21 protein-coding genes are annotated in these 21,116 nt (G+C 43.4%); 15 read left to right on the top strand and 6 right to left on the bottom strand.

What is annotated here, in order from left to right; all coding sequences use genetic code 11:
• Nucleotides 1–278: 278 nt before the first annotated feature.
• The 3 genes from AK822_RS00410 to coaE all read left to right on the top strand — a co-directional run bounded on the left by AK822_RS00410 (nt 279) and on the right by coaE (nt 3,241).
• Entirely contained in the window at nt 279–1,502 is a 1,224-nt protein-coding gene (locus tag AK822_RS00410; protein ID WP_045443014.1) for a type II secretion system F family protein, read from the top strand.
• Nucleotides 1,503–1,527: 25 nt separating this feature from the next.
• Nucleotides 1,528–2,430: a prepilin peptidase gene (locus AK822_RS00405; protein ID WP_060490170.1), complete on the top strand. Its 903-nt coding sequence runs from the start codon at nt 1,528–1,530 to the stop codon at nt 2,428–2,430.
• 124 nt (nt 2,431–2,554) lie between these two features.
• A complete protein-coding gene (gene coaE, locus AK822_RS00400) occupies nt 2,555–3,241 on the top strand; it encodes a dephospho-CoA kinase (RefSeq protein WP_060490169.1) in 687 nt (228 codons plus the stop codon).
• Here coaE and rlmB read toward each other — a convergent pair.
• Both rlmB and AK822_RS00390 read right to left on the bottom strand, forming a co-directional pair.
• On the bottom strand, nt 3,204–3,974 hold the full coding sequence (rlmB, locus tag AK822_RS00395) for a 23S rRNA (guanosine(2251)-2'-O)-methyltransferase RlmB (RefSeq protein ID WP_055123702.1): 771 nt from the start codon (nt 3,972–3,974) through the stop codon (nt 3,204–3,206). The genes coaE and rlmB overlap by 38 nt on opposite strands.
• Nucleotides 3,975–4,186: 212 nt before the next feature.
• Nucleotides 4,187–4,522 carry a pyrimidine/purine nucleoside phosphorylase gene (locus AK822_RS00390; RefSeq protein WP_045443006.1) on the bottom strand — a complete coding sequence of 112 codons (336 nt, stop codon included), beginning with the start codon at nt 4,520–4,522 and terminating at the stop codon, nt 4,187–4,189.
• A gap of 740 nt (nt 4,523–5,262) precedes the next feature.
• Here AK822_RS00390 and recN point away from each other — a divergent pair.
• The 7 genes from recN (at nt 5,263) to xerD (ending at nt 11,531) form a co-directional block, all read left to right on the top strand.
• Nucleotides 5,263–6,942, top strand: coding sequence for a DNA repair protein RecN (gene recN, locus AK822_RS00385; RefSeq protein ID WP_060490168.1), 1,680 nt, complete (start codon nt 5,263–5,265; stop codon nt 6,940–6,942).
• Nucleotides 6,943–7,089: 147 nt separating this feature from the next.
• Nucleotides 7,090–7,653: a YqgE/AlgH family protein gene (locus AK822_RS00380; protein ID WP_045443003.1), complete on the top strand. Its 564-nt coding sequence runs from the start codon at nt 7,090–7,092 to the stop codon at nt 7,651–7,653.
• A 108-nt stretch (nt 7,654–7,761) separates the two neighbouring features.
• On the top strand, nt 7,762–8,289 hold the full coding sequence (ruvX, locus tag AK822_RS00375) for a Holliday junction resolvase RuvX (RefSeq protein WP_060492122.1): 528 nt from the start codon (nt 7,762–7,764) through the stop codon (nt 8,287–8,289).
• A gap of 92 nt (nt 8,290–8,381) precedes the next feature.
• On the top strand, nt 8,382–8,861 hold the full coding sequence (locus AK822_RS00370) for a hypothetical protein (RefSeq protein WP_060490167.1): 480 nt from the start codon (nt 8,382–8,384) through the stop codon (nt 8,859–8,861).
• A gap of 60 nt (nt 8,862–8,921) precedes the next feature.
• On the top strand, nt 8,922–9,245 hold the full coding sequence (tusA, locus tag AK822_RS00365) for a sulfurtransferase TusA (protein WP_060490166.1): 324 nt from the start codon (nt 8,922–8,924) through the stop codon (nt 9,243–9,245).
• A gap of 120 nt (nt 9,246–9,365) precedes the next feature.
• A complete protein-coding gene (locus AK822_RS00360; protein ID WP_060490165.1) occupies nt 9,366–10,568 on the top strand; it encodes a methyltransferase in 1,203 nt (400 codons plus the stop codon).
• Nucleotides 10,569–10,592: 24 nt separating this feature from the next.
• Nucleotides 10,593–11,531, top strand: a complete 939-nt coding sequence (gene xerD, locus AK822_RS00355; protein WP_060490164.1) for a site-specific tyrosine recombinase XerD — start codon at nt 10,593–10,595, stop codon at nt 11,529–11,531.
• A gap of 7 nt (nt 11,532–11,538) precedes the next feature.
• On the opposite strand, the gene AK822_RS00350 is transcribed toward xerD, so the two are convergent.
• Both AK822_RS00350 and AK822_RS00345 read right to left on the bottom strand, forming a co-directional pair.
• Nucleotides 11,539–11,934 (bottom strand): CDI toxin immunity protein, encoded by a 396-nt coding sequence (locus AK822_RS00350; RefSeq protein ID WP_060490163.1) that lies wholly within the window; start codon nt 11,932–11,934, stop codon nt 11,539–11,541.
• A gap of 218 nt (nt 11,935–12,152) precedes the next feature.
• Nucleotides 12,153–12,512, bottom strand: a complete 360-nt coding sequence (locus AK822_RS00345) for a PH domain-containing protein (RefSeq protein ID WP_060490162.1) — start codon at nt 12,510–12,512, stop codon at nt 12,153–12,155.
• Between the two features lie 221 nt (nt 12,513–12,733).
• On the opposite strand from AK822_RS00345, the gene AK822_RS00340 reads away from it, so the two are divergent.
• Nucleotides 12,734–13,342, top strand: a complete 609-nt coding sequence (locus tag AK822_RS00340) for a class I SAM-dependent methyltransferase (RefSeq protein WP_045442989.1) — start codon at nt 12,734–12,736, stop codon at nt 13,340–13,342.
• A gap of 94 nt (nt 13,343–13,436) precedes the next feature.
• On the opposite strand, the gene lptG is transcribed toward AK822_RS00340, so the two are convergent.
• Both lptG and AK822_RS00330 read right to left on the bottom strand, forming a co-directional pair.
• Nucleotides 13,437–14,663 carry an LPS export ABC transporter permease LptG gene (gene lptG, locus AK822_RS00335; protein WP_060490161.1) on the bottom strand — a complete coding sequence of 409 codons (1,227 nt, stop codon included), beginning with the start codon at nt 14,661–14,663 and terminating at the stop codon, nt 13,437–13,439.
• A complete protein-coding gene (locus AK822_RS00330; protein ID WP_060492121.1) occupies nt 14,663–15,958 on the bottom strand; it encodes an LPS export ABC transporter permease LptF in 1,296 nt (431 codons plus the stop codon). Before AK822_RS00330 ends, lptG begins: the two co-directional genes overlap by 1 nt.
• A 564-nt stretch (nt 15,959–16,522) precedes the next feature.
• Between AK822_RS00330 and AK822_RS00325 the strand changes: the two genes are divergently transcribed.
• The 4 genes from AK822_RS00325 (at nt 16,523) to sstT (ending at nt 20,956) form a co-directional block, all read left to right on the top strand.
• Nucleotides 16,523–17,143 carry a cysteine hydrolase family protein gene (locus tag AK822_RS00325; protein ID WP_060490160.1) on the top strand — a complete coding sequence of 207 codons (621 nt, stop codon included), beginning with the start codon at nt 16,523–16,525 and terminating at the stop codon, nt 17,141–17,143.
• Nucleotides 17,144–17,332: 189 nt separating this feature from the next.
• Nucleotides 17,333–19,012 (top strand): leucyl aminopeptidase, encoded by a 1,680-nt coding sequence (locus AK822_RS00320; RefSeq protein WP_060490159.1) that lies wholly within the window; start codon nt 17,333–17,335, stop codon nt 19,010–19,012.
• Nucleotides 19,013–19,048: 36 nt separating this feature from the next.
• Nucleotides 19,049–19,540: a DNA polymerase III subunit chi gene (locus AK822_RS00315; RefSeq protein WP_060490158.1), complete on the top strand. Its 492-nt coding sequence runs from the start codon at nt 19,049–19,051 to the stop codon at nt 19,538–19,540.
• Between the two features lie 213 nt (nt 19,541–19,753).
• Entirely contained in the window at nt 19,754–20,956 is a 1,203-nt protein-coding gene (gene sstT, locus AK822_RS00310; protein WP_060490157.1) for a serine/threonine transporter SstT, read from the top strand.
• Nucleotides 20,957–21,116: the final 160 nt, after the last annotated feature.

Raw genomic sequence — 21,116 nt, 5'->3', positions numbered from 1 at the left:
GCAGTCTTTGTCAGTGCGATGGTGAAAAGTATAGTCGAAAGTTCAGAATCACTCTTATATGAATAATGCCATTATTTATATGAGGACTTATATGATGGGTGGTAATCGTACAGACTTTTATAAATTAGCAATAATCCCTACCAGATATACTTAAATATAAAACAGAGTTATACTGGTTTTTTACGTTAAAATAAAGTATGCCTTTTTGATGTAATGAGTCAGGCATCGTTGTACATCTTTGCAATATATATATTAGACAATATTTTGAGGGTAGTAACATGGCAAAAGCGAAGACCGACATGCTGTTAGACTTTGTCTATGATGGGGTGAATCGACGCGGACAAAAAGTAAAAGGGGAGACTACCAGCCGTAGTTTAGAGTTGGCAAAAGCGACTTTACGCAAACAAGGTATCAGTGTCAAAGGTATTAAGAAAAAACCGAAGCCGCTTTACACTTTCAAGAAATCCATCAAACCTATTGATATTGCTATTTTTTCTCGGCAAATGGCGACCATGATGAAAGCGGGCGTGCCATTGACCCAATCCTTTGAGATTGTTGCTGACTCACTTGACAATCCCAGTATGAAAGACTTGGTATTACAAATAAAATCGGACATTGAAGCGGGTGGGACTTTTGCTTCAGCATTACGCAAGCACCCACGTTATTTTGACGATCTGTTTTGTTCACTCATCGATTCTGGTGAGCAGTCAGGTGCACTGGAAACCATGCTTGAACGCGTTGCTACCTATAAAGAAAAAAGTGAATTACTTAAAGCCAAAATTAAGAAAGCAATGAAGTACCCTATCGCCGTTATCGTCGTTGCTATTATTGTGACTATCATCCTGCTAATTAAAGTAGTACCTGTATTTTCTGGTTTATTTGAATCTTTTGGTGCAGAGCTGCCTGCTTTTACCCAAATGGTTGTCAATATGTCTGAGTGGATGCAGGCGTGGTGGTTTATTTTAATTATCATTATCGGCGGTACTATCATTGGCTTTTCAGAGACGAAAAAACGCTCTAAGAAATTCCGTGACTTCTTAGACCGTGCGGTTTTAAAAGCACCAATATTTGGCAATATTGCCTATCAAGCTATTATTGCGCGTTTTGCTCGTACACTATCGACGACCTTTGCTGCGGGCGTGCCACTTATTGATGCCCTCGACTCTACAGCTGGTGCCACTAATAATGTTGTATTTTATAATGCCACGCAGCAAATCAAAAACGATGTTTCTACTGGTCAACAATTACAGTTTTCAATACGCTCGACCAACCTTTTCCCAAGTTTAGCCATTCAAATGGTCGGTATCGGTGAAGAATCCGGTAGTTTGGAAGAGATGTTAGATAAAGTTGCTGTCTATTATGAAAATGAAGTAGATAACGCTGTTGATGGATTGACCAGCTTGATGGAACCTTTGATTATGGCAGTCTTAGGCGTATTAATCGGTGGCTTGGTGATTGCCATGTATTTACCGATTTTCCAGATGGGCGCAGTAGTAGGCTAAAAGCTAACTAAAGGACAGCTTGTTCATGCAATTTATAGAGTTATTACAAGATAATATGCCTATCGCTTTAGGCATATTCGGCCTATTAGGTCTTTGCGTTGGCAGTTTTTTAAATGTGGTGATTCACCGTATTCCGCTGATGATGGTTTATAGTTGGCGACAAGAGTGCAGCCAGTTTATGTCAGAACAAGCAGACATGCCTCGCGAACACACTCTGCCCCTAACAAATATCGTAGCAGCTGACCAGCCGATTACTTTGAGTCGACCAGCCTCACGCTGCCCTCATTGCGCCCACAAAATAAAGTGGTACGAAAACATACCGTTAATTAGCTGGTTAATACTACGTGGCCGTTGCTCAGAATGTAAAGCTGCGATTGGACTGCGTTATCCACTGGTTGAGCTAGCAACAGCCCTACTATCAATGTTAGTAATTTATCAGTTTGGCGTAACTGCAGCTGGCTTGTCAGCCCTGATTTTGGTATGGATGCTGGTCGCCTTAACCGGTATTGATTTTGATACCCAATTACTGCCCGATCGCTTGACCTTTCCATTAGCGGGTTTAGGATTAGCAGTAAATTCACAAGGCTGGTTTGTCTCACCTATCCAGTCAATTTGGGGCTTATTGCTAGGATTTTTGTCATTGTGGATAGTGGTTAAGATATTTTATCTAATCACTAAAAAGCATGGTATGGGACAGGGAGATTTCAAATTATTGGCAGTATTAGGTGCTTGGCTTGGACCCATGATGTTGCCATTGATTATTTTATTGTCTTCTCTATTAGGCTCAATCGTTGGGATTATTTTGATGAAGAAGCAGGGTGAAAGCAAGCCGTTTGCCTTTGGTCCTTATATCGCTATCGCTGGTATTGTTGCTTTATTATATGGCTCAGATATCGTCAACTGGTATCTCGGCATGTATACTTACTAAATTGTCCTAGAAAGTATTTCGGTCGCTCCTTTTCAAGCAGACACCAAATCTTAAAATAGACACCAAAATACTTCCTTAGCTTATAACCATCACTGTCATTATATCGAGCAGATAAGTCATTATTATGTCAAAACAATCATCTTCACCTTATTCTCATAAGCCCCAGACCCCGCAAAAGAAAAGCAAAACCTTAGTAGTTGGCTTAACGGGTGGTATCGGTAGTGGCAAGTCCGCTGCGAGTGCTTGGTTCGCTGAGCAAGGCATTGATATTATCGATGCGGATGTGATTGCCCATGAAGTCGTCGCTAAAGGTAGCAACACTCTGCACAAAATCCAGAAAAAATTTGGTGATTGGGTGTTGAATAGTGATGGATCAATGGATCGAGTGGCAGTAAGAACGCACGTCTTTTCACATCCTGAGGCATTGATTGAATTAGAAGCAATCACTCACCCAGCGATACGCGAAGCAGCAAAAGCACAGTTGGCAACCAGTACTTCGCCTTACGTGATATTGTCAGCGCCTCTACTTATTGAAGCAGCAGAAGCAGGGCTTGCGAATTTATGCCAACGTATCTTAGTAATGGATGCCACCGAGGATACGCAGATTGCGCGTGCCAGTCAGCGCGACGAACAAAGCATACAAAAAATCAAAGCCATCATGGTGAATCAGCTGAGCCGCGAAGAGCGTAATCGTCATGCAGATGATGTGGTGCTCAACGAAAGTGATCTTGCGGCTCTGTATGTGCAACTAGCGCCATTACACCAAGAATATCTTAAGCTTGCCCAGCAGCTAAAGTACGCTGTCGATTGACTTCATACAGCGCCATACCAGTGGCAACACTCACATTTAGACTTTGAAGGTTGCCATGCTCATTTCCTGACATCGGAATATACACCAGCTCATCACAGCTCTCCATAGTCAGGCGACGCATCCCCTCACCTTCTGAACCCATGATAATGGCTGTTTTACCAGTCAGATCAGCGGCATGAATCGGTTTGGCATCTGCATTAAGAGCCGTACCAAACACAAATACCCCGGCATTTTTGATTTGCGTGAGCGTACGTGCCAGATTGGTAACACTAATAATCGGCATCATCTCTGCTGCACCGACCGATACTTTAGCCACTGTTGGTGTCAGACTTGCCGCATGATGTTTCGGACAAACCACGGCATCCACACCCATCGCCACGGCGGTACGCAAGCAAGCACCAAAGTTATGTGCATCCGTAATTTGATCCAAGACCAGTAATAAGCATTGGTCACGCCCAGCAAGGGTAGCAAGCAAGCCTTCATCAGCAAAGCCTAGAGGACGCGCATTTAGCACCACACCTTGGTGCTGCGGGCTGCCACACAATTGCGTGAGCTTGTCTTTTTGCGTGGGTTGGATACTGATACCATTGTCACGTGCTTGCGCCATGATCGCTTGTACATGGCTATCAGTCTCACGACCTTGCTGCACAAACAAGCTTAGCCCATCTAAAGGACGATATTCGAGTAAGGCATCAATCGCATGAATGCCATAAAAATAGGTAGGTTTTGCCATAATAGGCCTATTGATTATAAAGTGGGTATCGCGCTATATGATAAAAACTAGGCGATAAAAAGAGATGACAGTAATTGTATCAATAAATGGATATCTGCATATAAATAATATCAGCAGAAAAAGAAAAACCTTACCAATCCGATAAGGTTTTTCTTTTTTTGAGTAAAAGGCTTTTTGCTGTCATCAATCACTTAATAACAGCTTTAGCAAACTTACCCTTCTAAGTGGCAAATATATTGAACAATTTCTTCTGTCCGCAGATTAAAACCACTATTGCCTTCAACCACGAATGATTGACCAGCGCGGTAATAGCTGAATTCTTCGTCACCATTAATTTTGACCTCACACTCACCGCCCGTAATCTCGATACGCTCGGAGGTATTGGTGCTAAAATGATAATGCTCAACCAAATTATCACAAGGCAAGATAACGCCCAGTGTTTTATGTCGACCATCTTCGAACATAATAGTGTGACTTGAACAACGACCATCATAAGATACCGTCGCTTGAGCATTGACTGTTACATTAGTAAATTGCGCCGCTGTCATAGTGGCTTCCTTATCAAATAATCATTACGAAACTAAAAAATAAGTAATTGGTTAGAGTACCGCCAGAGTTGCATCGTTAACCGACACCTCTGTACTACGTACTGTATCCTTCTATATTAGATATCTGTGCGCTAAAGCTTAAAGCTAGCTACAGGTTCTATGAAAATACTTTAGAATAATGACCGAGTGGCATACTCTTCCAACTATACGCCTATCATTTTACAAAATTATGACTCGTTATCGTGTATTACATTGCACCAATCTAATCAGAAGAGTTTATCATTATGTGAGATTATGCTACCACATTATATCTATAAAGTTTGTTAAAGCGACTAGGAAAATGCTGTTTGATGCGAATCTTAAACTTACTTACTCATCTTTTTTTGAGTCAGCACCTTATCACTATAATGGGGCTTTTTTTATACATTTGATCCGCAACCATTCTTAGTCTAACGCCATCATTTTGACAGGCTTAGTCATCTTAATGATTGATATTGTGAATATTATGATGACGACTCATTGCCAGTTTTTGATAGCTTTATGGTAATCTTCCAACAATAATATCTATTATACAGTGCCTGAAAGTTTGTATTTAAGCGCGTTTAACATCATACTATTTGCCTATAATATTTATCTCATTAACACGGTTAAATGAATAATTTCACTCCCTTATCTACCCTACTTTATCTATGGCTTCTTGAGATTTATATGAAGTCTATTGTCTGTCATGAGAGGCGTTGATGCTAGTATCATTAACTTTACATCAGTTTGCGTTGATCGCTCAGCATGAGCTGAGTGTGGCCGAAGGCTTCAATGTCATCACGGGTGAGACCGGTGCTGGCAAATCGCTATTACTCGATGCACTGTCTTTATGTGTTGGTGAGCGCGCAGACAGTGCGATGGTCAGACACGGGGCGGCGCAAGCTGATATTTATGCGCAGTTTGATGTGGAGCATAACAATGTCATCGCTGAGTGGTTTGCTAAAAATGATCGACCATTAGAAGAACCTGAAGTCCTAATTCGTCGTCAGCTCAGCAATACTGGACGCTCAAAAGCGTGGTTAAATGGCACGCCTGTCAGCTTGGCGGAGCTCAAAAGCTTAGGCGCATTGCTGGTCAATATTCATAGTCAACATGCTCAGCAAGCGCTCCTCAAGCCGCAATTTGTGGTGCAATGGCTCGACGAGATGGCACAAATCACGCCATTAGCCATACAAACTGCCAGTAGCTATCAAGCTTACCAGCAGCTCAAACGCCGTGCTGACGATATTGCGAGCCGTGAGGCTCAACGACAAGACCGTATTCACCTATTGCAAAGCCAACTTGCTGATATTGCGCCATTATTGGCGGTTGATTATGCAGAAGTTGAAGCAGAGCACGAAGAGCTGTCTAATATCGAAGCCCTCATGATAGAGGCCAGTCATGGCTTGCATCTGCTCGACAATGACACGGATGAGCCAGATGTGATGACTTTGCTTGGGCAAGCGATTAAGCTTTGTGATAACCAAATGAGTGTCAGTCAAACCTTTGAGCAAGCCTCCGAACAGCTGCATTTAGCACAGCAACAAATTACTGAGGTAACAGGCTTACTGTCAGATTATGCTGAGCAACAATTGCCTGATCCTGAGCGTTTGCAGACATTAGACAGTCTTATCAGCTTAGGACATCGCTTATCACGTAAACATAGCTTGCCAACGAGAGACTTAATCGATGAAGCAAAGGGTTGGGAAGCGCAATTAGAGCAGCTAGAAAACGAGCCAAGCAGTGATGCGATGGCGGCACAAATTGAACAAGCTTGGCAAGACTATCTTGTATTCGCCACTCAGTTAAATAAAGAGCGCTCAAAAGCCGCGCCGATCGTCAGCAAACAATTAATGCAGCAACTACAACCGCTCGCGCTACCCAATGCCCGCTGCGAGTTTGTCTTTACCAAGAAGGCCGAGCCGAGCCACTATAATGCGCAAGGTTGCTATGATATCGATTTATTATTTAGCGCCAACGTCGGTATGCCTATGCAGCCATTACATAAGATTGCCTCAGGCGGTGAGCTGTCACGAATGGCACTGGTGATGCAAGTACTGCAAGCGACCAATGCCGATAATAATGCCGCTAAGCCGATGCTCGTCTTTGATGAAGTCGATGTCGGTATCAGTGGCGGCACGGCGCAAGTGGTCGGTGAGCTACTGCGCGCACTTGGGCAGACGCAGCAGCTACTGGCCATTACCCACCAAGCACAAGTCGCGGCGCAAGCACATCAGCATATTTTGGTACAAAAACATCATGACGAGCAGACCGAAAGCGAGCTATTAATACTGACTGATAGCGCGCAAGTCGACGAGCTGGCACGCATGTCTGGCGGTGTGATCATCACTGACGTCACTCGCGACCATGCGCGTAGCTTATTGACCGATGTGAAATAAAGGCTTGGTCATTCATCAACCAGTTGTGCAGCGCTGTGTCTCATCACCGCTAAATATTTGCTTTGGTTGATTTTCACCTCAGTATCGCCATATAGTGGTGTGTCATTTCTGTTATTTTACCTTCAATATTAGGGTGCGTTTGTCTCTATGTCTAAAGCCAATTTGACCCATCATTTTTTAATCGCGGCACCAGAACTGTCAGACCCACGGTTTGAGCAGGCGCTGATTTATATTTGCCGTCATGATAAACATGGCGCACTCGGTCTGATGGTCAATCGTCCATTAGAGCAGGCACGTGTGGGCAAACTGCTAGAAGATCTAGACATTGAGGTGACGGATGCGCAAGTGATGGAAGATGTGGCGTTAGAGGGTGGCCCGATGTATCCAGAGGTTGGCTTTGTGCTGCATACGGGTCAACCAGAATGGGCATCGTCTTTTGCAATCTCAGAAAACGTCTGTATTACCACCAGTCAAGATATCCTTAAGCGTATCGCCGCAGGTCAAGGCGTTGGGCATTATCAGCTATGCTTGGGTCATGCCAGCTGGGGTAAAAAACAGCTCGATCAGGAACTTAATAATGGCGATTGGCTTGTCTGTCCTGCTGATCTGAATTTATTGTTTGATACGCCATTTGAAGAACGCTGGCAAATTGCCGCGGATAAGATTGGCGTTAACTTTGATTACCTTAGTAGCGATATCGGTCATGCTTAATGATTGGTTATGATTGTTAAATTATCCATTTAAACTAAAGATGCATTTAAATTAAAGCCGTTAAGCTAAATGAATCATGCCCAATAGAAATAGGAAGTATGCATAATGATGGTAGAGTCTGATACGAGCATTAAAATCGAAACTGCTGACACTACTGTGGCGGAACTTGCTATTAAGCCTCATCTTATTTTGGCGCTCGATTACGGGGTAAAAAAGATGGGTATGGCGCTGGGTAACACCATTACCGAGACTGCGCGTGCCTTTGATATTTTAGCGATGAATAATGGTCAGCCTGATTGGGACAATCTGCTCGGTATTATCAAAGTCTGGGGCGTGGCAAAAGTGGTGGTTGGGTTGCCACTTAATATGGATGGCAGCAGCTCAATGCTGTCTAAGCGTGCGCATAAATTCGCTCGTCGTCTAGCGCATCGAGTCATGGAACAGCATCTACCAGTGGTTGTGAGCCTTTGTGATGAGCGTCTAACCTCAGTGGCAGCGCGTGAGATCGCGTGGGATAATGGTTGGATTAAGCATGAACGCGACCCAATTGACGACATCTCTGCCTGCATTCTGATGTCGACTTATTTCGCTGATCCCAGTAGCAGTATCGCCATCGACGCTATCAAAGCCGATTAAATCAGCGACAAACCTGCTGTTAAAGCACTCTTAATTAAAACACTGCCAATTCTGACATATCGTCACTCTACACGGATAAATACCTGATTATTATGACCACTGTCTCAGACCACTCCCTGCAAAACAAATCGCAACATGGTTTTGCGCCGCTTGCCATCGCCCGTATAAAAGGCGCACAGCGAGCGAATCAAATAGCGATTTATCTCATTTATGCCGCTATTCTCGCCTTTATGGTCTTTGGCACCATTGCCAGTATCAAAGCCTTTCATGACAATCAACTGCTTTATCAACTTTTCTATAACTTGCCTTATGCCTTGGTTGCGCTTACGATTCCTATTACTATTTATGATGCGCTGGTGATTTATCGTTATCGATTAAACCAAGCGTCGATGATTGCCATGAGCATTGGCGTATCGACCATCATATTGATTGGTGGCTTATTATTCGCTGATACCGCCTGGTTAGGCTTATCTTGTTGGCTAGGTGTGGCGTTTTTATTTAAAGTGAGCTTTAAGCGCTTTTTTAATTTTCTAGAAGCAGAAAAAGACACTGAAACCGCTGAAGAAGCGTAAAGCATACTTATAAATGACGCAAAAAACTTTTACCTTATATTATCGATTTAAATGACTACTATGAGCACTTCTACCATACAAACGACGATCAATCATCATTTAGACACTCAAGGGCTGATTTGCCCTGAGCCAGTCATGATGCTGCATCGAACCATCCGTAACGCAGATGGTGGTGAGGTGATTGAGATATTGGCCACTGATCCCGCCACCACGCGCGATATTCCGAATTTCTGTCGACATTTGGGCCATGAGCTGCTCGGTCAGGAGACGCTGGCTGAGAATGTGAGCTTAGATACTGACCCTGATGAAATCAAGGTAGATAGTGATGATGCACCCATGAGTGTGACACTTTATCGCTATTTGGTTAAGAAAAAAAGCGCTTAAATGTACTCAAGTTACCGCAGCAAAGCATTGATAACAGCACAACATTGACAGCGCAATAAACAATATAAAGATATCTTTGCATTTTAACCAAAGTATTATTCAAAAAAGGTAGGCTATTACGTGTTACAAACAGAAAAGCAGTATGTACAATGGCAAGAAAACGAAACTCTACGTAATGCTCTTTGGTTGTCTGAAAGCAATCATATGCCACCTGCGCGCATTGTATTGGTCGATGATACAACGACCGCAGATGATGCTTACCGCTTGGCTTGCGAAGGCAGCTCACTGCTGTGGCGCGGTGACTTTCATAATGCACGCCAGTTGCTACAAGCGCTCGGTCGTCGCATAGATCGTACCAATGAGCGCTCTGAGCTGCGTAAAGCAAAAAAAGCGGCTAAATCTAAAACAGAATCTAATTCAATCAACTCTAAAGAAATACCCAATCTATTTCATCAGCAGCGCCAACTCCAAGCCCAGCGTTCGCGTATATTAAGCCGTTTGCTACTAGAGCTCGATGCCAGTTATGTCAGCCAACTACGCCGCGCCCCTGATGTCAGTGCAGCCTGTACAGCCGCTTTTGGCCCGTTGTATAAGGCGATGGATGAGTCTTGCGTGCTGTCGTTTCGTGACTTGCAAGGCGCACTTGGCGCAGCAGGATGGCGCGAAAAAGGCGTCCCAATAGATAGCTTAGGGCTATCAATTTTCCCGCATTATGGTGTGTTTGCACCAACCCGTCATGAGTATGTGCAGCTGTTGCTCGATGCACCGCTACCAGCGATCCATGATGTCGCTTATGATATCGGTACCGGAACGGGATTACTGGCTATTATCTTAGCGCAGCGCGGTGTTCCGCAAGTGATAGCAACGGATTTGAATCCACGTGCTTTGGCTTGTGCCAACGAGAACTTTACACGGTTAGAGCTGCCTGCCGTACAACTACAGCAAGCCGATTTGTATCCGACTGATGCGCCACTCGCCAATCTGATTGTCTGCAATCCGCCTTGGTTACCTGCTAAGCCAAGCTCGTCTCTTGAGTACGCCGTCTATGATGCCAAGAGCGCGATGCTACGTGGCGTTCTACAAGGTGCCAAACAGCATTTAGCTAAGCAAGGAGAGCTTTGGTTGATAATGTCGGACTTAGCTGAGCACCTGCAACTGCGCACTCGTGATGAGTTATTAAAATTGTTTGCTGATGCTGGATTGGCCGTAAAATATCGTCTGGATACCCAACCTAAGCATGGTCGCAGCCAAGATGATACGGACCCTCTACATGTCGCTCGCAGTGCTGAAGTCACTTCATTATGGTGTCTAACGCTTATCTAACATTCAACCACCGAGTACTGAGTTATGAGCCGTGATCGTGCCGTGCAACAGCGCCAACCTAAGGCGCTGGCAGTAGATGACGAACCCAGTTATATGACTGAGTTTCGTCAAGCCATGCTGGCACGTGGTCTAGCGACACGTACTCGTAATGCTTATGTCCGCGACCTGCGCTCTTGCGAGCTGACCAATCCTATTGCCCTGACACGCTGGCAGCCTGATGACGTGCTGCACTGCTTATCAACGCTTACTCAAGAAGGCAAAACCCCACGTACCCAAGCACGTATGCTCTCAAGCTTGCGTCAGTTTTATCTGTGGATGATTGCCAGTAACGTCCGTGAAGACAATCCTTGCGAACGTATCAAAAGCCCAAAGCTTGGTCGTCCATTACCTAAAGACTTAGCAGAAGCAGATGTCGATAATCTCCTTGCCGCGCCTGATACCAGCACCGCGCTCGGACTGCGTGATAAAGCCATGTTAGAGGTGTTATATGCCTGCGGTCTGCGGGTGAGCGAGTTGATTAACTTATCACTAGAGCAGGTCAATCTAAACGCTGGCTGGCTACAAATCACGGGGAAAGGCAATAAAACGCGACTGGTGCCATTGGGTGAATATGCTAGCGATGCGTTAGAAGATTATCTAACGCATGCTCGTGGTGATTTGATTGCACATTTGAAATCAGGAAATTGCCAAGCGGTATTTTTGACGGCACAAGGTGGCTATATGACGCGGCAGAATTTTTGGTATTTGCTCAAAAAGTACGCCAAGGTTGCTAGTATCGATAAAGAGCTATCACCGCATACCCTGCGCCACGCATTTGCCACGCATCTACTGAATCATGGCGCGGACTTGCGTAGTGTGCAGTTATTACTTGGACATAGCGATTTATCAACCACACAGATCTATACCCATGTGGCGACAGCGAGGTTGCAGAAATTGCATGCTGAGCATCATCCGAGAGGCTAGCGTTGTACTAGATATTTAATCTATCTATCCTTCCGTTTTTTCGACCTACTCTCAAAGTATTGCTAGGGAATAATGGCTGTATTACAACATTTTCATTAAATATATAAACTTTAGAAGATAATGCCATAACATCGTAAATATTATCTATTATTAGTTTTAAATTAGACTTGAAGATAGGTATTTTTTCATCATCAGCTAGAACGTAAAAATGGATTTTCGCTAGATCTGAGAAGTCACTTAACAGCTCTTCCATATAATCATAATCTTTATACTCAATTCTACCCCAAACCATATAATTCTCTTTCAAAGGAAAAGTTTGTAGCAGCTTTATTGCTTCCTTCTCATTATCTACGAGATTAAAATCCTGCTCTAAGACTTCTCTACATTCTTCAAATAGTGTCATAAATTACTCTTTATTTAAGCGGTTACGTTAAGATGACCATTATTTATCTCTTAAATTATTTGACATGCCGTAGCTCAAATTCCAGCCTGGAATTTTTAGCAAAAAATTTTAGTTAATCCACTTACCATAGTCGGCCTACTCTTTTTCTTCATCTATCACTATTTTAGGATTACGTGCTTGTATCTCTTGATAAAAACTTGCTCTATCTTTCGGTGATATCAATACTTCTTTGTCCGATATTCTATTTTAAATCTATCCAATGATAGTGCTGGCGCAGATGTCATGCTTCGAGTTGGCGTAATATGTATGATATCTGCCAGCTCAATGGTTTGAGTAGACAGGCCACTATCAACATATAGCTGGCTATCAGTTAGAGTGTATTTAGTACCAAAAAAAGGCATAAGCATCAGTACTGCAAAAGGCAGTAGGATAACCATTAGCAGTATGTTTCGCATACGTGAATTACTTTTGCCCCAGCGCCATTCCCATAATGGAATGAGGATAAATGATAAACTACCGACCCATAAAATCAACGCGATCCAGAAGTCGACTTTAGATACGAATATAATGTCTGGCATAAATAATACTTAGAGACTATCAGGTTAAATTTGATTCTATCTTAAGCGATACCTCTTATCTCTAGCATTTTTTCTTAAAAATTTTTGCGATATAGCAAAATGCAGTTCTAGAAATAGATAGCTGCAAACCTGCCCTTTTCTCGTTACAATACACTTATGATGTGCACTCTGCATGATTGAGCACCGCACCACCTTTTACTTATCTATTATCCGAGAACCTCATGAGCCATAGACCACCTGCTGACCTATTAAAAAACGCCCAACATTGGCGCGAAGACATTAATTTTCGCCAAGACGTACTGGGTAAGCCATTTGATTTTTCGACCACGTGGGGCATTTTTTCACCGCAAAAGCTTGATGATGGTAGCTTGATGCTGCTTGATTATATTGATTTTGAAGCGGATGACGATTCGATTGATTTGGGCTGTGGCTATGGCGTACTCGGTATGACGGCAGCGCGTGAATGTCCAAACGGCCTGCATACTTTGATTGATAAAGATTTTATGGCAGTCGAATATGCCCGCCTAAATTGTGAGAAAAACGGTCTAAAAAACGTCGATGTGCATTTATCAAATGGCTTCAATCACGTAGCAAAAGACAAAGACTTTAGCCTTGTGATGTCGAACTTACCAGCCAAAGTAGGTAAGGAGCAGCATTATCTGTATTTCCTCGATGCTTATGCACGCATGCGTAAAGGTGGGCGTTTTTACGTGGTGACGATCAATGGCTTGCGTCAGTTTATGAAGCGCTCGTTTACCGAAGTGTTTGGCAACAGCGAAAAGATCAAACAAGGTAAAACTTATACCATTACCATGGCGACCAAAGACTAAGCTTTAAAAGCTTATGTATTAAAAGCTGCGTAAACAAAAAGCCCGCTAAATCGTCATGATCTAGCGGGCTTTTTTTATGGCTAAATTTCTAAAATTACATCTGCCGTTTAAGCAAATAGCCACCCAATATCGCACTGGCGATAATCGGTAATATCACCATTAATAATGGCGAAAATCCAGTCGCCAATGAGACAAAGCCAACCAAGTCTTGCACATAACTAAACAGCAAGCCAAACAATAATGCTACGACGATACGCAAGCCTAAGCTATGCGTCCGCAGTGAGCCAAAGACGAATGAGCAGGCAACAATCACCAGCGATAAAATCGATAGCGGTGAGAGCAGTTTTTGCCAAAAAGCCAGCTCATGACTTAACGAGCGTGTGCCTTGTTGGCGCATAAATTGACGATGCTCATACAGCTGAGTCAATGATAAATCCTCTGCCTTACGGGTAAGCAGATATACCGATTCAGGGGCAAAGGGCAGGCTTAAGGTATCTGACGGTGAGATGGCTTGGCTACTCTCAAAGCCTTGGTTAATCATCAGCTTGGTCATGTTGTTCAGCTGCCACTCATAGCGATATTGCTCGCTCGGTTTGCTGCTGGCAGGATTAACAGGTTCACGACCAATATATTTACCACCCTCAGCGTGAATGGCCGTTTGCAGATTGCCATTATTGTCTAAATGCCAGCGTTTAACTTCACCGATATTACCTTGTACATCGGCATAATCGATATATAAAATATCGCTACCATCTGGCTTGGCACTGCCGTCTTTTGTACTCTCAAAGCGTGGCTGCAACGTCCAATAACCGCGTACCGAGGTGACCAATGAACTGCTGTCTTCGTCGTTGATTTCTTTTGCCAATTGATTAGAGTGCGGCAGCACGAACTGATTGATAATCAATGCGAGCAACACAAAAATCAAAGCAGGCTGCAATACCCAACCGACGATACGATAAACGCTGACGCCAGCGGCACGCATCACGACCAGCTCACTTTTATTGGCAAGCAAGCCCAAGCCAACCACTGCACCTAGCAATGCGCCAGTGGGAATAAATTGCTCTAAAAAATAAGGCGAGCGATAAAAAATATACTTAATCGCCTCGCCCATCGTATAGCTATCATCTAACGAATCCAGCTCAGACAAATAAGAGAATACCAGCTGTAATGCCCACAAGCCTATGACAGCTCCGACGATTGCGAGCAAAGCGTTCAGTTTGACGTAACGGCTCAGCACTTTTAGCTTGGCAGGTTTGCGAGCGTACTTAGCATGAGCGTTTTGCGAGTCAGGATTAGATGGTTTAGAAGATAAGACACTCATTAGGACTGCCCTCCTTGTGAGCCACTGCTCTGATGATCGGCAACCGTTAAAGGCGTGTTCTTCGGTTTGCGAAAGCGTAATCGATGCTGCACACGGCTGCCCCAATTCATATAGAGTGCCAATGCCATAAATCCTAAAATGAGCCACGCATATGCCCAGACGCTTACGCTGCCTTTGCTAACAGCATTTTTGAGTGAAATAATACCCAGCGCACAGCTGACAAACAATAAAATAGAAGGGAATAGGCGCAACCAGCGACCTTGACGCGGACGTACTTGCGCCAGTGGTACAGCGAGCATTGGTGCAATGATCATTAACCACGGCAATGCCAAACGATAGCCAAGCTCACTTTGTGCCACACGCAGCGAGTTGCCACTACTTGCCGTACCACCCGTCGCGGCTTGCCATAATGGTCCAATCGCTTGCGTTTCGATATTATCTTCGGTGATAACTTCTTTTGAGGATTCTGTCAAAGTAATGCGGTAACGATCAAAGCCCACTTGATTGTATTTCAGACTGCCAGCACCGACTTCATAACGCCGCCCTTGGAACAAGTCCAATTGGGTCACACCGCTATTACCCGTGTCTACTTGCTCGGCACGCTTAGCCAACGTGATAGTATCTTTGCTGATGTTGGTATTATTAGTAATCGCCGTTGGCATATTTGGTATGTCTGAAATATTTAATTGCTCAGCCGTTTCTGGATTGATGGTATTTTTAACATCGACGGCAGCCTCTTTAGCAGTACTATTTTTTGCTGCACCGCCCTTTTTTTCAGGCTCAGATTGAATCAATATCACATCTTGCAATTGCTTTTTATCATCACTCAAGCTGCCCACATACAAATGATAATTGCCACTACTAATAAATTCATTGGGACGAATTAAATCAAAAGCGCTGGTCAATGCCTGCTGTTGCCAGACACTTTCCGATGAGCGTACGCCCCACGGTTTACCAACGATAGATAAAGCCGCTTCCCCAACGAACAATGCCAATATTAAAGGCGTCATCAAACGGGCAAGTTTACCACGCGACACCCCACTGGCATTAATCACCGCCATTTCTTGATCAACATACAGCCGCCCGAATACCAGCATGAGAGCGATAAAAAATGCTAATGGCAGGATAAGCTCTAAAAAGTACGGCAAATTATAACCAATGATGGTAAATAATAAGCTGATATCTAAATTGCCTTCTGCGGCAATCCCAAAGTAACGGATCAAACGACCACCCAGCATCATCACCACTAAAAACCCCAAAACCAATGCGGTCGTTGAGGCAACTTGTTGAGTCATATAGCGGCGTAATATCACAATGGGTACTCTTTTAAAAAGGTTGATAGTCGCACGATTTATCGCAGCTTTAGTGGCAAACACTGACAATTATGGACCGCTCTAAATACAATAGCTGATACCGATAACTGAACAATAGAAATACAAGACCGTGCTGCTCAATCAGATACTTAAACAGCCCTAAAAGCAACGGCAAAAGATATGAAAATATCTGCGAGACGGGTTAACGACATGCTGTAAAAATTAGCGATAAAGATAACCGCTAATCCTAGCATATTTTGCTCAAAAATGGCTGTGAAATGTGTTCGCAAACATTGCGTCTATCTTGCTATAACGCTGTATGGCTCACCAATAATAGATAAGATATGAAAAGAATAATGAGAACTTAACTCATTAGTTTGTCTTATCTAAGAAGCCTTTTTATTAAGTCTTTGCATGATATTTTTACTTGATGTCATTTGGAAACCTTTGTGTGTCATTCGTATCACTGCCCTCGCACCATTAAGATTACTTGTTAAACTGAGAAAACTAAGAATTCCTAATTAGCTCGCCCAATGGAGAATATTAATGACAAATAAACTCGGTTCTACCCCTTCTACTTTACTTGAAATCGCTGGTGGTCAATTTGATACGCTCGATTGGTCAAATTGCGCCGTAGTTTTTATTGACTATCAAAACGAATATGTCGATGGTGCGATGCCATTGGGGCAAGCTGGTACGAATGCCATTGCAAATGCGCGACTATTGCTAGATAAAGCTCGTATACAGAACGCTCCGATATTCCATATCGCCCATCACGGCGCAGATAATGGCAACGTTTTTGATCCTTTATCATCTAACGTCGAGATTATCGCTGAATTACAACCAAAGGATGGCGAAACCGTCATCGTCAAAAAAAATCCCAATGCGTTCCATGATACCCAGCTGCAAGCACTTATTTCAGCTGCGCAAAAACAGCAAATTATTTTTGCAGGTTTTATGAGTCATATGTGTGTTAGCTCAAGCGTGAGAGCCGCCTTTGATTTAGGCTTTGACAGTTTTGTTTGCCATGATGCTTGTGCCACTCGCGACCTGCCTGACTATAAAAAAGAGAAAATCAGCGCTGATACCATGCATGCTACCGCCATGGCAGCACTGCAAGATAGATTTGCCGCTTTAGTAGCAACCGATGAGTTAGTTAATAGCTAATAAGCGGTTCGAACCCATGACCTAAACCTTGCTCACTGCGCACTCACCTCGCAATATGCTACACTATTGCGATTGCTTGATTGGCCAAACAATCTGATAATTTAACAGGTATCAGCAATTAAAAAATCTGCCATTTTCATAGCGCTAACGTCATAACTATAATGTCATAACCCCAATAAGGATAAATATATGAATATTAAATTAACCCAAACACTGCCAAAAACCCATACGCAAAAAATCCTCAAAAAAGAAGCCAAAAGTAAAGACGCGGCCTGCCTTGTCGTTTTGATCGATGATAAGAAAAATATCTTAGCTGAGTCAGTATTGAGCGATTATCAAACCCGTATTGAGCAATTAATTGAAGTATCACACTTTAACGGCAAAGCTTGTGAAACAGTTGCTGACTATGCGCTAGCGGGTGATAAGAAAACCACCAAAGAAAATCCAGTACAGCTATTATTGGTCGGTGTGGGTAATGTTGATAAATTGCGTCATAGCGTTCTAGAAAAAATTACCAATACCATTTATAAGAGCACCCAAAAACGCGTCGACTCTATCACTGTGGCGCTGGGCGACAGCTTAGAGGAAAACCAGTTTAGTCAATTTGCGCTGAGCCTACTGGCAGCAAGCTATCGTTTTGACAAGTACAAATCTGAGCAGCAAACACCTGTTTTAACGGACATCTACTTACTGGCAGAGTCGTCTTTAGAAGATTCGTTAGACTTTGCACAAGCGGTCTTTACTGGTCAAAGCTTGACCCGTGATGTCGCCAATGAGCCAGGTAATATCTGTTTCCCAGCGTATATGGCTGAGCAAGCACAGGAGTTGGCAGCCACTTATCCTGACCTACTAAAAGTAACGGTACTTGGCGAAGACGAGATGTCAGCACTGGGTATGAACTGCTTCTTATCGGTCGCGCAAGGCTCTACCAAAGAAGGTAAGCTGGTACTGATGGAGTATCGTGGCAAGTCTAACTTTAGCGTCAATGCTGATGCCGATACTAGCAAAGCCACTACCAACAGCGCAAAAGTAGCTGGCGGTCTAAAAGCCTTGGCTGATAAATTACCAACCAAAGCTGCTAGCAAAAAAGCCGCTAAAAATGCTGAACAGAATAGCGAAGACAATGCCAATGCTGTAAATAATGACGCGCCTATCGTCTTAGTCGGTAAAGGTGTTACCTTCGATTCAGGTGGTATCTCAATCAAGCCGGGTGCGGCGATGGATGAGATGAAATTTGATATGGGCGGTTCTGCTGCGGTACTTGGTACCCTAAAAGCACTATGTGAAGCGCGTCTACCTATCAATGTCGTCGGTGCACTAGCTTGTGCTGAAAATATGCCATCAGGAGAGGCAACGCGTCCAGGCGATATTATCATAGCAATGAACGGTAAGTCCGTTGAAATCCTAAATACCGATGCTGAAGGTCGTTTAGTATTGTGCGATACCTTATGCTACGTACAAAAGTATTATCAGCCAAAAGCTATCATTGATGTCGCAACCTTGACTGGTGCTTGTGTGGTTGCGTTGGGTCATGTACGCTCGGCAGTCTTTAGTAATGACGAAGATGTGTTGTTTGACTTAGAAAACGCCAGTAACTTATCGGGCGACCTAATCTGGCACATGCCGATGGATGACGAATATCAAGCGCAGATTGACTCGCCTATCGCTGATATTCAAAATATCGGTGGTAAAGGTGCGGGCGCTGTGACTGCTGCCTGTTTCTTATCGCGCTTCATCGAAGAAGGTCAAGCATGGGCGCATTTAGACATCGCTGGTACGGCATGGATTTCAGGTCAAGACAAAGCCGCGACTGGTCGTCCTGTGCCATTATTCATGCAATACCTAAAAAATAGCTCAAATATGGCATAATCTATTGATGAATCATTACTCAATGAAAACCACTCTATGAAAGTTAGCTTCTATGTATTAACTGAGAATAAAGCTCAAGATTTCTTGGGCTTTATTTGTCAGCTGACCCAGACGGCGCTCAACAAGAGCAACCAATCGTTATTAATCCTTGCTGAGGATGAAACGTTAATTGGTGAGCTTGATAAAGCGCTTTGGGCACAAGACGATACGAGCTTTATACCACATCAACGCCTTTTATATTCTAATACAGAAGGCGCTGATATGGATGTTGCTAATACTAATACTGATATTAATAATCAATTATTAGCACCAGTGTTGCTTGCCAGCTATATGCCAACCGATTTTAAAGGGATCGTACTCAATACTACGATACGTCCCGTTAATGACTTTATAAATGCTACCAGCAATACATTGCCAACTCGTATTCTAGAGCTTATCAAACCTGATACGGTCAGCACTGAGGCAGGCCGCGCTAAATATAAGCACTACCAGCAACTCGGCTATGAGCTTACCCATTTCAAAGTTTAGTTTTCTATTACAAAATCAAACGCCAGTCATGGCGTTTTTTTATGCTTAAATTTTGAATTTTAAAATCCTTAGAGGCTTATAAGTAAGTTATTGCCTACTGCTTCATAAAATCTGTCAGTAGGCGCTCATCACAAAAAATGCTAACATCCTTCGGTTGTTAAGCTAACGATTGTTAAGCTAATATTTATTTCCAAATGGACTAAAGGGGTAAAAATGCATTCATTAATAGCGATGTACCAACGAATCGGATTGGTAACGCTGATTGTTATCGGTTTAGTACTAGGTACTTTGATAGGATGGCTGGCGCCAAGTGTGGGTATTGCCTTAGGGATTTTGGGGACTCTGTTCGTAGGTGCCCTAAAAGCCGTTGCCCCTATATTGGTGTTTTTCTTAGTGATGGCAGCTATCTGTCAACATCGTAGCGGGAATAAGGTCTATGTAAAACCAGTGCTGTTTTTATATCTGATAGGCACTTTTATAGCCGCTTTGGTCGCTGTTGGTGCCAGCTTTTTATTCCCAACCGAATTGACGTTAGTGAATGCGACCATCGAGCAAGTACCGCCAGCAAACTTAAAAGAAGTATTGAATAATTTATTACTCAGTCTCGTCGCCAATCCAGTTGCTGCACTAGCCAATGCTAATTATATCGGTATATTAGCTTGGGCCGTTATTATTGGCATTGCGCTACGACAAGCTGGCGAGACGACTCGCAGCACTGTCAATGACGTTGCAGATGCCATCTCAAAAGTAGTCAAATGGGTCATCTCGCTAGCACCTTTTGGCATTTTGGGATTAGTCGCCAATACCGTCGCTGATACTGGCTTTGCTGCGTTATTGGGCTATGCACGAATTTTGCTAGTATTGATAGGCTGCATGTTGTTTATTGCTTTGGTGACGAACCCTCTCCTCGTATATTTCAAAACGGGTAAAAACCCTTATCCACTGGTATTCACCTGCTTACGTGAATCTGGTATTACTGCGTTTTTTACCCGTAGCTCTGCTGCCAACATTCCTATCAATATGAACCTTGCCAGCAAATTAGGGTTACATGAAAATACTTATTCAGTCACCCTGCCATTAGGCGCCACTATTAATATGGCAGGTGCCGCTATTACTATTAATGTGTTAACCCTTGCAGCCGCGAATACACTCGGTATTGAAGTGACCTTTGGCTCAGCATTACTGCTAAGTATAGTCGCTACAATCAGTGCTGGCGGTACCTCTGGCGTCGCTGGTGGCTCATTACTACTCATTCCTTTGGCGGCCAGTTTATTCAATATTCCTGATGATATTGCGCTACAAGTGGTGGCTATTGGCTTTATTATTAGTGTGCTGCAAGACTCCGCAGAGACCGCATTGAACTCATCAACAGACGTCTTATTTACTGCCGCTGCTGATCCAAAATATGCACGCTAATGTTGGGTCTGTTAAAGACGACCATGGCACTGACAGTGCCTATTTGTGAATATTCAACAGACCATGTTTAAGACGACCATAACAAACCAATCATCTTAAATTGATAGGTATAAAAATAAAAAAGGGCTTAACTGCCCTTTTTTTAGTTATAATTTACCCA

It is taken from the genome of Psychrobacter sp. P11F6 (genome assembly GCF_001435295.1).
Taxonomy (GTDB): domain Bacteria; phylum Pseudomonadota; class Gammaproteobacteria; order Pseudomonadales; family Moraxellaceae; genus Psychrobacter.
The sequence above is the reverse complement of the archived record's forward strand: the minus strand, read 5'-3'. Positions and strand labels throughout refer to the sequence as shown.

Excerpts from the sequence above, each read along its gene's own strand:
- AK822_RS00330 (WP_060492121.1), bottom strand. The coding sequence starts at position 15,958 with ATGACTCAACAAGTTGCCTCAACGACCGCATTGGTTTTGGGGTTTTTA.
- AK822_RS00405 (WP_060490170.1), top strand. The coding sequence starts at position 1,528 with ATGCAATTTATAGAGTTATTACAAGATAATATGCCTATCGCTTTAGGC.
- ruvX (WP_060492122.1), top strand. The coding sequence starts at position 7,762 with ATGGTAGAGTCTGATACGAGCATTAAAATCGAAACTGCTGACACTACT.
- AK822_RS00345 (WP_060490162.1), bottom strand. The coding sequence starts at position 12,512 with ATGCCAGACATTATATTCGTATCTAAAGTCGACTTCTGGATCGCGTTG.
- coaE (WP_060490169.1), top strand. The coding sequence starts at position 2,555 with ATGTCAAAACAATCATCTTCACCTTATTCTCATAAGCCCCAGACCCCG.
- AK822_RS00340 (WP_045442989.1), top strand. The coding sequence starts at position 12,734 with ATGAGCCATAGACCACCTGCTGACCTATTAAAAAACGCCCAACATTGG.
- AK822_RS00315 (WP_060490158.1), top strand. The coding sequence starts at position 19,049 with ATGAAAGTTAGCTTCTATGTATTAACTGAGAATAAAGCTCAAGATTTC.
- AK822_RS00380 (WP_045443003.1), top strand. The coding sequence starts at position 7,090 with ATGTCTAAAGCCAATTTGACCCATCATTTTTTAATCGCGGCACCAGAA.
- AK822_RS00410 (WP_045443014.1), top strand. The coding sequence starts at position 279 with ATGGCAAAAGCGAAGACCGACATGCTGTTAGACTTTGTCTATGATGGG.
- xerD (WP_060490164.1), top strand. The coding sequence starts at position 10,593 with ATGAGCCGTGATCGTGCCGTGCAACAGCGCCAACCTAAGGCGCTGGCA.
- AK822_RS00350 (WP_060490163.1), bottom strand. The coding sequence starts at position 11,934 with ATGACACTATTTGAAGAATGTAGAGAAGTCTTAGAGCAGGATTTTAAT.
- AK822_RS00325 (WP_060490160.1), top strand. The coding sequence starts at position 16,523 with ATGACAAATAAACTCGGTTCTACCCCTTCTACTTTACTTGAAATCGCT.
- recN (WP_060490168.1), top strand. The coding sequence starts at position 5,263 with ATGCTAGTATCATTAACTTTACATCAGTTTGCGTTGATCGCTCAGCAT.
- AK822_RS00390 (WP_045443006.1), bottom strand. The coding sequence starts at position 4,522 with ATGACAGCGGCGCAATTTACTAATGTAACAGTCAATGCTCAAGCGACG.
- sstT (WP_060490157.1), top strand. The coding sequence starts at position 19,754 with ATGCATTCATTAATAGCGATGTACCAACGAATCGGATTGGTAACGCTG.
- rlmB (WP_055123702.1), bottom strand. The coding sequence starts at position 3,974 with ATGGCAAAACCTACCTATTTTTATGGCATTCATGCGATTGATGCCTTA.
- tusA (WP_060490166.1), top strand. The coding sequence starts at position 8,922 with ATGAGCACTTCTACCATACAAACGACGATCAATCATCATTTAGACACT.
- AK822_RS00320 (WP_060490159.1), top strand. The coding sequence starts at position 17,333 with ATGAATATTAAATTAACCCAAACACTGCCAAAAACCCATACGCAAAAA.
- AK822_RS00370 (WP_060490167.1), top strand. The coding sequence starts at position 8,382 with ATGACCACTGTCTCAGACCACTCCCTGCAAAACAAATCGCAACATGGT.
- lptG (WP_060490161.1), bottom strand. The coding sequence starts at position 14,663 with ATGAGTGTCTTATCTTCTAAACCATCTAATCCTGACTCGCAAAACGCT.